The organism is Mesorhizobium sp. f-mel (genome assembly GCF_053850215.1).
The window spans coordinates 38,310-52,280 of record NZ_JBSPTO010000017.1; the positions used below are offsets into that span (position 1 = coordinate 38,310).

The following is a 13,971-nucleotide window of genomic DNA, read 5'->3' on the forward strand; positions in this document are numbered from 1 at the left end:
GTCGCCAGAGTTACAGACATGACGTGACAGGCGGGCTGCTGGGCGCCCTAACCTTCGCCCGACAGATCTCGCGGAGCAGCTTCGCTGCGGCGATTAAACCCATCCTCATCTCGGGGAACCGCGTTGACGTAAACGTCAACCCAAAGCTATATGCGCCAGCGACCGTGATCGCGAAATGCGCAAGATGGCGACTTCGGCCAGATCGAAGTGCCATTCTGCGACAAACGCAACGAGACGAGGAGAACGGCCATGGGCGTTCAGGAAATTGCCGACAAGATCAGCGCGCGCGTGGCGAGTGCCGGGTTCGATCGTTCCGTGAAATTCGACACCGGCAGCGACGGTGTCATCGTCATCGACGGCGCTGATGTCTCGACCACCGACGCGCCGGCCGACTGCACCATAAAGCTTTCGCTCGACGATCTGGAGTCGCTGATAGCAGGCGATCTCAACCCGACCATGGCGTTCATGTCCGGCAAGATAAAGGTCGAAGGCGACATGAGCGTCGCCATGGCACTGAGCCAGCTGATCGGCTGATCCAACCAACTCGGGATGAAAACAAGCCGCCGCCCGACGGACGGCGGCTTGTTTCCGATCCGTCAGGCAGCGAGCGGCAGCCGTTGTGCCTTCAGCTTGCGCCCTGCCGCCCTCAGCGTGCCCCGCGCCTCGGCGAGCGCGCCTTCCACCAGTTCCAGCGCCAGCAGGCGGTGCCGCTCATAAGGTCCAGGCATGGCCAGCGCGCCGGTTTTTTCGGCCGAAAACCCAAAGCGCTCGTAATAGGGCGCATCGCCGACCAGCAAGATCGCTGCATGGCCGAGGCGGGCGGCTTCAGCCATTGCATGGCGCATCAGCGCCGAGCCGATGCCGGCATTCTTGATTGTCGGATCGACGGCGAGCGGGCCAAGCAGAAGGGCTGACCTACCGCCCTCGCCCAGCACGACATCCCAGAGCCGCACGGTGCCTGTGACCGCGCCCGATGCATCGCGCGCGATAAAGGCCAAGCCTTCCGAAGGCCGGCGGCCGCGCCGCAGCTTTTCCGACGATTTTTTCCGGCGCTTCGGCCCCATGGCGCGATCGAGCAAAGCCTCGCGCGCCGAAACGTCGGCAGCGGTTTCGGCGGTGATGACGAAGGCGCCAGCAATCTCCCCCCTCGAGGGGGAGATGTCGCCGAGGGCGACAGAGGGGGTCGCCGCGCCTGAAGCGCCGGCCGCACACAGTCCAAGAGAGGTCGCGACAGCTGAGCCGACCCCCTCTGGCAGCTTTGCGGCCATCTCCCCCTCAAGGGGGGAGATTTGCCAGCCCAAAGCGCCTTCAACAATGAAATCCACAATTTCCATTTCCGCGATCCTTCACGAGCGGATTGTTCCACAGGCGAACCGAAGCGGGCGATCTCGTCGCCCGCACCGGGTGATCTGAGGGCCGAAGCCGTCAGATCACGTAGGATCGCAGAGGCTCGAAGCCGTTGAAGGCGACCGAGGCGTAGGTCGTCGTGTAGGCGCCGGTGCCCTCGATCAGCACCTCGTCGCCGATGGTCAGCGACAGGGGCAGCGGATACGGCGTCTTTTCGTACATCACGTCGGCCGAATCGCAGGTCGGGCCGGCGAGCACGCACGGCGAGGTTTCGGTGCCGTCATGCGCGGTCATGATCGGGTAGCGGATTGCCTCGTCCATCGTCTCGGCGAGACCGCCGAACTTGCCGATGTCGAGGAACACCCAGCGCACATTGTCATTGTCGGCCTTTTTCGAGATCAGCACGACTTCCGACTTGATGACGCCGGCATTGCCGACCATGCCGCGGCCCGGTTCGATGATCGTCTCGGGAATCGCGTTGCCGAAATGCTTGCGCAGCGCAGAGAAGATCGCCTGGCCATAGGCCTGCGCCACCGGCACATCCCTGAGGTAACGGGTCGGAAAACCGCCGCCCATATTGACCATCTTCAGGACGATGCCTTCCTCAGCGAGCGCGAGGAACACCTTTTTAGCGTCGCCGAGCGCGCGGTCCCAAGCGGTCAGGTCGGTCTGCTGCGAGCCGACATGGAACGACACGCCGTAGGCGTCGAGGCCGAGCGTCCTGGCATGGCGCAGCACGTCGACCGCCATCGCCGGCACGCAGCCGAACTTGCGCGACAGCGGCCATTCGGCGCCTTCGCCGTCGGTCAGCACGCGGCAGAACACACGGGCGCCGGGTGCAACGCGGGCGATCTTCTCGACCTCCTCGACGCAGTCCACTGCGAACAGCCGGATGCCAAGCTGATAGGCGCGCTGGATGTCGCGCTCCTTCTTGATGGTGTTGCCGAAGGAGATGCGGTCCGCCGGCGCACCGGCGTCCATCGCCATCTCGACTTCGGCAACGGAAGCGGTGTCGAAGGACGAGCCCATCGCAGCAAGGAGGCGCAGGATTTCCGGCGCCGGGTTTGCTTTCACCGCATAGTAGATTTTCGAATCGGGAAGCGCCTTCTCGAAAGCACGGAAATTGTCGCGCACGACATCGAGATCGACGACGAGGCAGGGGCCGTTCGGACGTCGGGTGGCGAGGAAGTCAAGGATGCGCTGGGTAGCCATCGGGGTCTCTCCATCAGCGCCTTTCGGCGCGCACAAAGGCTGCGGGACGCGGGTCATCGACTCGCGAACACGCGGTGGACAAAGGCGGGACGTCAAATCCATGGAACCAGCCGGTGGAGACCCCGGAACCATGAAGCGCCGTCTCGCGGCGGTGAACCTTGGCCTTGCCCGGCCTCGGTTCGCTTTGTCTGCCTTGGCTTGGATTGGGAGAACCCGTTCCGCACTGCCGGCAATGAAGGTGTGCCTCTTCAGTAACCCCGGTCTTTGGACGACCGGCAGAACACCAGAAAGGCCCGCACCGTCGTTGCTTCAAGGTGTCCTCGGTCTGGCGGTTGGCCGCTAAACCGACTGGAGGGGTTAGCTCCAGTTACCTTACCGATATCCCTCACCATTTTGAGGATCGGCGGACACCCACAGGCACGTGCGACTTTGGGCAAGCGCGATATAAGGTCGAAGGATTTCACAATCAATAAAAATCGTACGCCAGGTTGTAAAATTCCTGGCGCCGAACAATGTTGCAACAATTGTATCCGGATATCGAACGCATGACAGGCACTTGCGGCCCTCTGAACGCTTTTCTCGACCTTGACGATATCCCCGTGTCCAATGCGCAATCCGGCCCGCTTGCCGGCCTGCGGCTGGCCGTCAAGGATATTTACGACGTCGCCGGCTACCGCACCGGCTGCGGCAATCCGCAGAAACACCGGGAGGCTTCACCCGCCTCGGCGACAGCGCCGGCCGTCCAGGCGCTGCTTGATTCGGGCGCGCGCTTTGTCGGCAAGACGCAGACCGACGAGCTGGCCTTCTCCCTGATGGGGCTGAACGCGCATTTTCCGTCGCCGGTCAATCCGGCAGCGCCGGACCGCGTCACCGGCGGCTCATCCTCCGGTTCCGCCGCCGCGGTTGCCGGCGGGCTGGCCGATATCGCCATCGGATCCGACACCGGTGGCTCGATCCGCGCGCCGGCAAGCTTTTGCGGCTTGATCGGCCTGAGGACCACGCATGGCCGCATTTCGCTTGAAGGCGCCATGCCGCTGGCCCCTTCACTGGACACGTTCGGCTGGTTCGCCAGGGACATGGCCACCTACGAAAAGGTCGGCACGGTGCTGCTCGACGACGATCGGCAACGCCACGACTTGGCACGCGCCCTCGCCCTCGACGCGCTGGACGGCCTCGTGCTCGGCCCGCAGCAGGCCGACGAATATCGCGCCATGGTCCGCACTGTCGCTTCGGTGCTGGGCGCGCCGCGCACCGTTGCCCCGCTGTCGCATTCCACCGATGATCTCTATTGGTGCTTCCGCAAGCTGCAGGGGTACGAAGCCTGGCAAAATCATGGTGCCTGGATCTCGCAGGGTGACCGGATGCTCGGCCCCGGCGTCAAGGAGCGTTTCGAGCATGGCGCGACCATCGACCTCGCAACCGCACGACACGAAACGGAACGTCGCGTTTCGTTTCGTATTGAACTTGCCGACCTGCTTGGCGAGGACGGTGTTCTTGTGCTGCCGACCGCTCCAGGTGCCGCCCCGCTCAAGGCCGCCTCATTCGACGAATTGCAGACCTATCGCGAGCGCGCGCTAAGGCTGCTGTGCCTTTCCGGCCTGTCCGGCTTTCCGCAGATCACCCTGCCGCTGGGCAAGGCCGACGGTGCGCCATTCGGCCTCTCGCTGCTTGGACCTAAGAACAGCGACCGGCAGCTGCTGACGCTTGCCGCGCGTATCCTTTCAGCTCACCAAGGGAGCGCATGACATGGACACGCTGACCCGCATGCGCGCCTTTATCGACGTGGTCGAGGCCGAAGGTTTTTCGGCAGCGGCGCGCAAGATCGGCCGCTCCAAGGCGCTGCTGTCGAAATATGTGCGCGAGCTGGAGGACGAGCTCGGCGCGTTGCTGCTCAACCGCACCACCAGGCAGTTCTCGCTGACCGAGGCCGGCCACACTTATTACCGCCGCGCCTCGGAAATCGTCCGCGAGGTCGACAGCCTGGCCGATGCGGTGCGTGAATCCTCCGGCGACGTTCGCGGCAGGATCAAGCTGTCGGCGCCGCGCACTTTTGCTGACGCACCGATCGGCCAGTCGCTGATCGACTTCGCCAAGCAGCATCCCGACATCGTGCTCGACATTCATCTCGACGACCGCTTCGTCGATCTGGTCGAGGAAGGTTTCGATCTCGCCGTGCGCATTTCGCGGCTGGAAAACTCCTCGCTGATCGCGAGGCGCCTGGCGCCGTTTTCGGTGCGGCTCTGCGCATCTCCCGAACTGATCGCGAAGCACGGCATGCCAGTGCGTCCGCAGGACCTTGGCCGCGTGCCCTGCATCATAGACACCAATGGCCGCTGGCTGACCAACTGGCCGTTCAAGGGCGACAGCGGCGATACGGTAACCGTTTCGGTCTCCGGTCCGATCGAGGTCAACAGTCCGATGGCGGCAAGGGCCGCCGCCGTGGCGGGATTGGGATTTTCCATCCTGCCGGATTTCATCGCCGCGCCCGACCTAGAAAGTGGCCGGCTGGTGGCCGCGCTGGATGACCGCATCCTACCGGGTGGCGGCATCTTCGCCGTCTATCCACACCGGCGCTATTTGCCTGCGAAGGTTCGCGTCTTTGTCGATTTCCTGGTGCAGTGGTTCAAGACGATTGACAACGCATGAGCTTTCAGCCGCCTTGCGGTCCCATTTTCGCCCCCTTTCTAGTAACTCTCGATATTTTACCCAAGCTGATGGAATCGCGACCGAGAATGCACCTGAAACGGCAAGCAATCATCATGGCTTCGGCCATAGCGGCGACATTTGCCACGGTCGGGCCAGCCGAGGTGCATCCGCACGTCTTCGCCGAGGCTCGCCTCGAAGTGGTCCTCAGTCCGGATCACCAAACTGTGAAGGCTTTGCGCCATCTCTGGCGCTTCGACGATTTGTTTTCGAGTACGGTTATGATGGAATTCGACAAGAATTCCGACCTGAAGCTCGACGACAAGGAGTTGAAGGAAGTCGCCGACACCGTCCATGCTTCGCTGGCGGAGTTCAATTACTTCCAGCTCGTCACCGTAGACGGCAAGGACGAGGCGATGAACCCGCCGCCGCAGCTGATGGCCAATTTCGAGAACGATCAACTCATCATCCTGTTCGAATCCGAACCGAAGGCACCGATGAAGCTGGCCGGCAAGATCGATATCGGCGTCTACGACCCGACCTTCTACACGGCGATCGATTTCACCGAGGATGCCAATCTGCAGGTCGATGGCATGCCGTCGACATGCGCGAGCAAAGTCGTTCGTCCGAACCCCGACGAGGCGCTCGCCGAGAACCAGAAGACCCTGACGGACGCGTTCTTCAACGATCCGACAGGCACCGACATGAGCAAGATCTTCGCGACCAAGCTTGAACTGAACTGTCAGCCAGAAGGATAATCCGGTGACGAAACCGTCCCTGCGTTTGGCCTTCGGCCTTTTGGCCGTCGCCCTTGTGACGACGCACTTCCTCGGCGCCGCCCACGCCCAGAGCTCGCTCGGCATCGGCACCAATGACGGGATGGCTCCCACCACCGGCCCATTCGCCCACATCCTGATGTGGATCAACCTGCGCCAGCAGGAATTCTACCGCGCGCTTGCCGGCGCAATGAAGGCGATGCGCGAGGACGGCAACAAGCTGTGGCTGCTTATCGGCCTGTCCTTCGCCTATGGCGTTTTCCATGCTGCCGGCCCCGGGCACGGCAAGGCGGTGATCTCGTCCTACATGGTCGCGAACGAAGTCGCGCTCAAGCGCGGCATCATGCTGTCCTTTGTCTCGGCCCTGCTGCAGGCGCTGACGGCGATCCTCGTGATGATGCTCGCCTACTTCGTCCTGCGCGGCACCACCATATCGATGACCGATGCGGCATGGTTCCTCGAAGTCACGAGCTTTGTCTTCGTCACCCTGTTCGGCGCCTGGCTTTTGTGGCGCAAGGCCGGCCCCGCTATCCTTCGCCTGTTCGGCGCCAACCCTCCCTACAGCCTGTCGGCGGCCCATGCCGGCCACTCACATGCGGGCCACTCACATACGCATTCAGTGCATGCGCTTCACGCACATGGCCATGACGGTCACGACCATCATCACGGCGCACGCGACCATCACCATGACCATGGCGGGCACGATCACCATCACGATGCGGCGGGCGAAGTCTGCGAGACGTGCGGGCATTCACACGCGCCCGACCCGACGCTGCTTTCCGGCGACCGCTTCGACTGGCGCACCGCCTGGTCGGCGGTGGCTGCGGTCGGTATCCGGCCCTGCTCGGGCGCGCTGATCGTGCTGAGCTTTGCGATGCTCAACGGGTTGTGGTTCGGCGGCATCCTGTCGGTGCTGGCGATGGCACTCGGCACCGCGATCACGGTCTCGATCTTGGCGACGCTGGCGGTGACGGCCAAGAACTGGGCGGTCTATTTCGCCGGTGACGGCCGCATGGGCAACCGCATACATTCGATCGTCGAGATCGGCGGCGCAGCCTTCGTCTTCCTGTTCGGGCTGCTGCTGCTTTCGGCCAGCCTGACCGCTGGCGGATGACGCCTTCGCCCGTCCGATCGAACGCGCGTTAGCTAACCGGCAATTTTGCCGTCCAGCTCGTCCTCGATGTGGACGCGGATGATATCGTCGAAGCTGGTTTCGGCGGCAAAGCCAAGCTCCCTCGACCGCCGCGCTTCGAACCGTGTCGGCCAGCCCTTGACGATCGCCCAGATCGTATCGTCGGGCTCCTCGCGGATCAGTTTCACCGCCTCGGCGCCGGCAATGCGTTGCAAGGCCTCGATCTGCTCGCCGACCGTGACGGCGACACCGGGCATCGTCAGATTGCGGCGTGGCCCGACGGCGCTGCCGTCGATCCCTGCTGCGTGGATCAAAAAATTCACCGCGGAGCGCGGGCTGGCGTGGGTGTGCACGACAGAGCGCGGCACCGGCAATATCGCTTCCTGGCCGCTCAACGGCTCGCGGATGATGCCGGAGAAGAAGCCTGACGCGGCCTTGTTGGGCTTGCCGGGCCTGACGCAGATGGTCGGCAGCCTGATACCGATGCCGTCGAAGAAGCCGCGCCGCGTATAATCGGCGAGCAATGCTTCGCCCATCAGCTTCTGCGTGCCGTAGGAGGTCAATGGCGTCGGGTGGAATTCGTCGGGGATGATGTCCGGGAACGGTGCGCCGAACACGGCGATCGACGAGGTGAAGACGACGCGTGGCGCAAACCCCGCCAGCCTTATGGCATCGAACAGCGCCCTTGTGCCGTCGAGATTGACGCGATAACCGAGATCGAAATTGGCTTCCGCCTCGCCCGACACGACGCCGGCGAGATGGAAGATCACGTCGGGGCGCGACGCGACCAGCCGTTCCATCCCGCTCGCCGCGGCGAGATCGCCTGTATGGATAGTGACACCGACGCCTTCCAGTGCCGGCGCCTGCGGCGGCACAATATCGTGAAGGTCGAGCGCGGCGATCCTCCGGCCGCTGAGCGTTCCGTCCTTCGCCAGCCGGGCGATGAGCTTGCGGCCGACCATGCCTGCCGCGCCGGTAATCAAAATACGCATATCAATGATCCTTTTTGCGCTGGCTGCGGCCACGCAGCCAAAACACGACGAAAATGGCCACCATGAAGACAGCGGCAATAACAGCGGCAAGAATGGTCGAGACTCGGCCGACCGCCAGCATCACGGTTGGCAAATAGTAGGCGGCGATGCCGAACAGCAGCAGCACCCAGAGGGCGCCTATCGCCGCGTTGCGCGTGTCGCGATCCATCACGTGGTCCTGACGCGGCGGGAATTCATCAAGTTCGTTACCAATGCTTTGGAACTCCCGGGTGTCAGTGACAGTGGCCATGATGCGGAGCCGCATCGTGCGCATGGTCGTGCTCGCCATCGTGCCCATCGTGCCCATCGTGGCTGTCGGCGCAATGGCCGAATTCCGGCTCTACGGTGGCGTGGGCAATGCCATGCTCGGCGGCAAGCCGCTTCTTGATGGCGCTGACCGCTTTGTGAGCATCAACGCCATCGTTGAGGCAGGCATGCAAGGTCGCCATGTTGCTCGACCCGTCGAGCGACCAGACATGCATGTGATGCACCTCGCGCACGCCCTTGACCGTCCCCTCTATGTCCCTTGCGATCAGGTCGCGATCGAGGCTCGCCGGCACGCCCTCGAGCAGGACATGGGCTGCTTCGCGCATCAGCGACCAGGCCGTGGACAGGATCAGCAGCGAGACAAGGACGGACAGGATCGGATCGATAGGCGTCCAGCCCGTTGCCAGGATGATCAGCGCAGCTATGATCGCCGCCGCCGAGCCAAGCAGGTCGCCGAGCACGTGCAGGATGGCACCGCGCATGTTCAGGCTGTCGCGGTCGCCGCCATGCAGCACGAAGAAGGAGCCGATATTGACCAGCAGACCGGCGATCGCGACGACCAGCATCGGCCCGCCGAGCACGGGCGCAGGTGTCAGCAGGCGTTCCCAAGCCTCATAGATGATCCACAGCGCAATGGCGAAGATGGCGATGCCGTTGGTATAGGCGACCAGCGTTTTGACCCGGCCGAAACCATAGGTGAGGCGAACGGTGGCCGGCCGGCCGGCCAGATGAAAAGCATACCAGGCAAGGCCGAGCGCGATACAATCGGCGAGCATGTGGCCGGCATCCGCCAGCAGCGCCAGTGATCCGGTGAAGAGACCGCCGAGCGCTTCCACGACCATGAAGCCGGCGGTCAGGCAGGCTGCGATCAGCACCCGTTTCTTGTCGGTCGATCCGTGCACAGGACCGGCGCCGTGGCTGTGGTCATGCCCTTGCGAACCATGGTCATGGGTGTGCGCCATCTGCGAACTCCTGTTACAGCCTGATCCATCCCGGCAGAATCGGGATGGAGGCTTTATCTTCCTGTTTGACCATGATCTTGCCCGAAAACCGGCTTCCACTTTTCGGGATCATGGTCCTTCTTGTTTGACCATGATCTTGCCCGAAAACCGGCTTCCACTTTTCGGGATCATGGTCAGGCGCCGAACTCGGCGCGGAAATCCTCGAGCCGTCGCTTCTGGCGGCCGTCGCCATCGAAATTGGCCGGATCGAGCCATGCCTCATAGGCTCTGCGTAGGGCCGGCCACTCCTTGTCGATGATCGAGTACCACGCGGTATCGCGGTTTTCGCCCTTGACCACAAGATGCTGGCGGAAAATGCCCTCGAACTTGAAGCCGAAACGTTCCGCCGCGCGCTTCGACGGCTCGTTGCGGTTGTTGCATTTCCATTCGTAGCGGCGATAGCCAAGCTCGTCGAAGATGTATTTCATGAACAGAAACTGAGCTTCCGTCGCCGCCGGCTTGCGCGAGATCAGCGGCCCCCAATAGATGTTGCCGATCTCGATCACGCCATAGGCCGGATCGATGCGCATCAGCGTCTGGCGTCCGGCGACCTTGCCGCTGGCCTTGTCGATGACCGCGAAGAAGAGCGGGTCCTCGCTGGCTTCGGCCTTGTCCAGCCATGGCTGGAAGGCGGCGCGGGTCTGCGGTGGATAGTCGAACAGCCAGGCGAAGCGGCCATCGATATCGGGCACCGACGAGGCATCGAACAGGCCGTCGCCGTGCTTTTCGGCGTTGAGCGGTTCCAGCCTGACAGTGCGCCCCTCAAGGACTTTGCGTTCGGGCCGCGGGCGCGGTTGCCAATTCTTGAGATTTTCCGACACCCAAAGCTCCAATCCGTTTGACTTTTGTGAGCGGACGCTCACAAAAACGCTCGCTCGGTGAAAGAACCACACGGACGGGAAAAATGCTCCACACGATTTCGGCCTTCGATCGTCTCGGCGAGGAAAACGCCTTCGCGGTGCTGGCTCGTGCCACCGCGCTCGCCCATCAGGGCCGCGATATCGTCAATCTTGGCATCGGTCAGCCCGACTTCAAGACGCCGCAGCACATCGTCGAGGCGGCGATCAAGGCGCTGCGTGACGGCCACCACGGCTATACGCCGGCCAACGGCCTGCTGGCGACACGCGAAGCGGTGGTGCGGCGCACGCTGACCACCACCGGGGTCGAGGTTTCGCCCGAGGCGGTGATGATCCTGCCCGGCGGCAAGCCGACCATGTTCGCCGCGATCCTGATGTTCGGCGAACCGGGCGCCGAGATTCTCTATCCCGATCCCGGCTTTCCCATCTATCGCTCGATGATCGAGTTCACCGGTGCTGCTCCGGTGCCGGTGCCGATGCGCGAGGAGAACGGCTTTGCCTTCTCGGCGCAGGAGACGCTGGCGCTGATCACGCCGAAGACCAGGCTGCTGATCCTAAACTCGCCGGCCAACCCGACCGGCGGGGTTACCCCCCGCGCCGAGATCGAGAAGCTGGTCAAAGAACTGGAAGCGCACCCGGACATCGCCATCCTTTCGGACGAGATCTACGACGTGATGACCTATGACGGCGAGACGCATTGCTCCCTGCTGAATTTCCCTGAAATCCGCGACCGGCTGATCGTGCTCAACGGCTGGTCGAAGACCTGGGCGATGACCGGCTGGCGCATGGGCTGGTCGATCTGGCCGAACGGCGACAAGGGTGCCCACCTCTACGACAAGGTGCGCAAGCTGGCAGTCAATTGCTGGTCTTGCGTCAATGCCCCGAGCCAATATGCCGGCATCGCCGCCATCGACGGTCCGCAGGACGACGTCGACAAGATGATGCGCGCCTTCGACCGCCGCAGGAAGGTCGTGGTCGAAGGGCTGAACGCCTTATCAGGCGTTTCCTGCATCACACCGAAGGGCGCGTTCTATGCCTTCCCCAATGTCTCAAAAACTGGCTGGAAGGCCAAGAAGCTGGCGTCTGCCTTGCTTGAGGATGCCGGCGTGGCGCTGATTGGCGGACCTGATTTCGGCATTCTCGGCGAAGGCTATATCAGGCTGTCCTACGCCAATTCCGAAGAGAACATCCTGCGCGCGCTGGAGCGGATCGAGGCGTTTCTGGGCAAGTGAGGACAAAACGTATGACCGCGAAAATCGAAATCGATTTTCGCTGGGGATCATGCGCAAATCAGAGTGCTACAGCGCTCATTGCGCGTCCGGCGAAAGAATTCACGACCGAAGAAAGGTGAAGTCAGATGTTTTATGCCATCCTCGCCTATCACGTGGAAGAAGTGGTCGCGGCGCTGACGCCGGAGGAGGATGCGGCGCTGATGACCGACCTGCTCCAGATCAACGAACGGCTATACCGAGAAGGCTCCCTTGGCCCGGCAGCGCGGCTCGGGGCGACACAAGACGCGTGTACCTTGCGCGGGCCGGGCGCCGGAATGGTCATTGACGGGCCTTTCGCCGAGACCAAGGAGCAATTGTTGGGACTTTACGTCGTCGATTGCGCCACGCGTGATGCCGCGATCGCGATTGCGCGCGACCTACGCCGCGTCAATCCAACCGCCGTCTACGAAATCCGCCCCATTTCGCTGTATCTTCCCGGCGTGCCGCTTTCGGCTACTCAGTCTTAGACCGCCCGTCGAGTCTTCGAGCGACTACCCTCGCCCGACATACGGCATCTTCGTCGCCATCACGGTCATGAACAGCACATTGGCGTCGAGCGGCAGGCTGGCCATATGGACGACGGCATTGGCGACCTGCTGTACATCCATCACCGCTTCGGCGGCGATGGAGCCATTGGCTTGCGGCACCCCGACCGTCATCGCCTGCGCCATGTCGGTCAAGGCGTTGCCGATGTCGATCTGGCCGCAGGCGATGTCATAAGGCCGGCCGTCCAGCGCCAGCGTCTTGGTCAGCCCGGTGATGGCGTGCTTGGTCGCGGTATAGGGCACTGAGCCCGGCCGCGGTGCGTAAGCCGACACCGAGCCGTTGTTGATGATGCGGCCGCCCATCGGCTGCTGCCTGCGCATGGCGCCGAAGGCGGCGCGGGCGCACAGGAACGAGCCGGTGAGATTGACCCCGACGACTTCGTTCCACACCTCGACGGGGATCTCGTCGATCAATGTCGACTTGTAGCTTGTGCCGGCATTGTTGAAGAGCAGGTCGACACGACCGAAAGCCGCCGCCACGGTCTCGAACATCTCGTCGACCTGATCGGCCTTGCTGATGTCGCAGGCGACCGCCAGCGCCTTGGCTTGTGTCGATCCGGCGTCGGCGATCGCCTTGTTCAGCACCGGCTTGCGGCGTCCGCAGAACACCGTGTTCCAGCCGGACCTGAGCAGCGCCGTAGCGACGGCTTTGCCGATGCCCGTGCCGGCGCCGGTGACGATGGCCGTTTTGTAGTTTGTCATAACTGTCCTCCTACAGCGCCGCGTGTCCGCAAGGACGCTATAGCAGCTTGATTTCGAGCAATTTGATTTTGCGCATGATCGCTTCCAAAAATCGATTCCGATTTCGGGTTATGCGCCAGCCCGCTTCAACAAAAGGGCGGCCATTGGCGGCCGCCCTGATCTGAACCGGACTTGGGAGGAGGAAAGCCGATCCGACTACCTAAAGTTATGCGCTTCCTAGGTAAACGAGACATTAACGTGAGAGCGGCTCCCGGATTGCCGCCCTCCGCGGCCCTGAAGCCTACCAGCGCGAGCTGGCGGTTGCCTTGTCCGACTCCGGCGCCCCTGACTCCGGCACCTTTGCCGCCGGTACCTTTGCCGCTGACACCGTCGCCTCGACATGGTCGACCAGTGCGTCCGGCAGCCCGAGGCGGCCGGCGAGCAGATCGAGATAGCCGCGTTCGGAACGCGTATCCGGATCGATGGTGAGGCGCGAGGCGGTGTAGAGTTCGAGCTTCTGCGCGTCGGTTTGGGCGCCGGCGACCAGCGTATCCAGGTCGAGCGGCGTTTCCAGCTCCGACGTCAGGAACTTCTCCGCGTCGGAGCCGATGCCCGAGAGGCTGAGCTTGCCGGCGATCTTTTGCCGTTCGTCGTCGTCGATATGGCCGTCGGCCTTCGCCGCCGAAATCATCGCCCGCACCAGCGTCAGCGTGAATTCGTCCTCGCCTTGCGGCGCTTGCGAGGGATGGAAGCTGGTGTCGGCGGGCGGCGGCAACAATTCCGGCGAGCCGGCTGCGGCCGTTTCCGCAGGCGCCTTGCCGTTCTTGTAGTTCTGGTAGGCCTTGTAGGCGAGACCGCCGATCATGGCCAGGCCGCCGAGCTTCACCGCAGTGCCGGTGACCTGACGGCCAGCGCCGGTTCCGAGCAGCACCGCGGCCAGTGCGCCGGCCGCCAGCGGATTGTCCTTGGCCATCTGCACCGCCTGACCCCCTTTGTCGCGGACGGTCGACCCCGTTCCGGGAATTTGCGAGCCGAGCAGATCGTCGAGGAGCTTCTTGGGATCGAACATCAATGCCTCCAGAATTGGCCCGGCCGAACGTGGACGGGCGGGTTTTCGGACGTTGAAGAGGTAGGCCCCGCATATTGACATTACAATGACCGATGAGCGCTTTGCCAATGATGGCGGAAACGAGATGATGTCAGGATCT

15 protein-coding genes are annotated in these 13,971 nt (G+C 63.0%); 7 read left to right on the forward strand and 8 right to left on the reverse strand.

Translation table 11 applies throughout. From position 1 onward, the window contains the following. Positions 1–249: 249 nt before the first annotated feature. Positions 250–534: an SCP2 sterol-binding domain-containing protein gene (locus ACWUKX_RS20120; protein ID WP_029349714.1), complete on the forward strand. Its 285-nt coding sequence runs from the start codon at positions 250–252 to the stop codon at positions 532–534. Between the two features lie 62 nt (positions 535–596). Here ACWUKX_RS20120 and ACWUKX_RS20125 read toward each other — a convergent pair whose 3' ends face one another. Both ACWUKX_RS20125 and odc2 read right to left on the reverse strand, forming a co-directional pair. Beyond that, positions 597–1,268: a GNAT family N-acetyltransferase gene (locus ACWUKX_RS20125; RefSeq protein ID WP_456008602.1), complete on the reverse strand. Its 672-nt coding sequence runs from the start codon at positions 1,266–1,268 to the stop codon at positions 597–599. Positions 1,269–1,425: 157 nt separating this feature from the next. Continuing rightward, the gene (odc2, locus tag ACWUKX_RS20130; RefSeq protein ID WP_029349710.1) at positions 1,426–2,559 is read right to left on the reverse strand and encodes an ornithine/lysine decarboxylase; all 1,134 of its coding nucleotides are present in this window, start codon (positions 2,557–2,559) and stop codon (positions 1,426–1,428) included. Positions 2,560–3,104: 545 nt separating this feature from the next. Here odc2 and ACWUKX_RS20135 point away from each other — a divergent pair. From ACWUKX_RS20135 to ACWUKX_RS20150, 4 genes are all read left to right on the forward strand, one after another. Beyond that, complete coding sequence (locus ACWUKX_RS20135; RefSeq protein ID WP_456008604.1) at positions 3,105–4,304, forward strand: amidase; 1,200 nt, start codon at positions 3,105–3,107, stop codon at positions 4,302–4,304. A gap of 1 nt (position 4,305) precedes the next feature. Further along, positions 4,306–5,205, forward strand: coding sequence for a LysR family transcriptional regulator (locus ACWUKX_RS20140; RefSeq protein ID WP_456008605.1), 900 nt, complete (start codon positions 4,306–4,308; stop codon positions 5,203–5,205). 86 nt (positions 5,206–5,291) lie between these two features. After that, on the forward strand, positions 5,292–5,960 hold the full coding sequence (locus ACWUKX_RS20145) for a DUF1007 family protein (protein WP_029349704.1): 669 nt from the start codon (positions 5,292–5,294) through the stop codon (positions 5,958–5,960). A gap of 4 nt (positions 5,961–5,964) precedes the next feature. Further along, a complete protein-coding gene (locus tag ACWUKX_RS20150; RefSeq protein ID WP_456008606.1) occupies positions 5,965–7,092 on the forward strand; it encodes a nickel/cobalt transporter in 1,128 nt (375 codons plus the stop codon). A gap of 32 nt (positions 7,093–7,124) precedes the next feature. Here the strand turns inward: ACWUKX_RS20150 and denD are convergent, their stop codons facing one another. The 4 genes from denD to ACWUKX_RS20170 form a co-directional block, all read right to left on the reverse strand. After that, a complete protein-coding gene (denD, locus tag ACWUKX_RS20155) occupies positions 7,125–8,102 on the reverse strand; it encodes a D-erythronate dehydrogenase (RefSeq protein ID WP_095517213.1) in 978 nt (325 codons plus the stop codon). A 1-nt stretch (position 8,103) separates the two neighbouring features. After that, positions 8,104–8,310 carry a hypothetical protein gene (locus tag ACWUKX_RS20160; RefSeq protein ID WP_029349698.1) on the reverse strand — a complete coding sequence of 69 codons (207 nt, stop codon included), beginning with the start codon at positions 8,308–8,310 and terminating at the stop codon, positions 8,104–8,106. A 64-nt stretch (positions 8,311–8,374) separates the two neighbouring features. Next, a complete protein-coding gene (locus ACWUKX_RS20165) occupies positions 8,375–9,370 on the reverse strand; it encodes a cation diffusion facilitator family transporter (protein ID WP_455846618.1) in 996 nt (331 codons plus the stop codon). Positions 9,371–9,543: 173 nt separating this feature from the next. Further along, on the reverse strand, positions 9,544–10,230 hold the full coding sequence (locus ACWUKX_RS20170) for a GNAT family N-acetyltransferase (RefSeq protein WP_095517269.1): 687 nt from the start codon (positions 10,228–10,230) through the stop codon (positions 9,544–9,546). A gap of 83 nt (positions 10,231–10,313) precedes the next feature. On the opposite strand from ACWUKX_RS20170, the gene ACWUKX_RS20175 reads away from it, so the two are divergent. Both ACWUKX_RS20175 and ACWUKX_RS20180 read left to right on the forward strand, forming a co-directional pair. Continuing rightward, positions 10,314–11,498, forward strand: coding sequence for a pyridoxal phosphate-dependent aminotransferase (locus ACWUKX_RS20175; RefSeq protein ID WP_456008607.1), 1,185 nt, complete (start codon positions 10,314–10,316; stop codon positions 11,496–11,498). 125 nt (positions 11,499–11,623) lie between these two features. Next, complete coding sequence (locus ACWUKX_RS20180) at positions 11,624–12,004, forward strand: YciI family protein (protein ID WP_029349689.1); 381 nt, start codon at positions 11,624–11,626, stop codon at positions 12,002–12,004. A gap of 24 nt (positions 12,005–12,028) precedes the next feature. Here the strand turns inward: ACWUKX_RS20180 and ACWUKX_RS20185 are convergent, their stop codons facing one another. Together ACWUKX_RS20185 and ACWUKX_RS20190 are read right to left on the reverse strand one after the other, a co-directional pair. After that, entirely contained in the window at positions 12,029–12,784 is a 756-nt protein-coding gene (locus ACWUKX_RS20185; RefSeq protein ID WP_455840234.1) for an SDR family oxidoreductase, read from the reverse strand. A gap of 280 nt (positions 12,785–13,064) precedes the next feature. Continuing rightward, entirely contained in the window at positions 13,065–13,832 is a 768-nt protein-coding gene (locus ACWUKX_RS20190) for a tellurite resistance TerB family protein (RefSeq protein ID WP_456008608.1), read from the reverse strand. Positions 13,833–13,971: the final 139 nt, after the last annotated feature.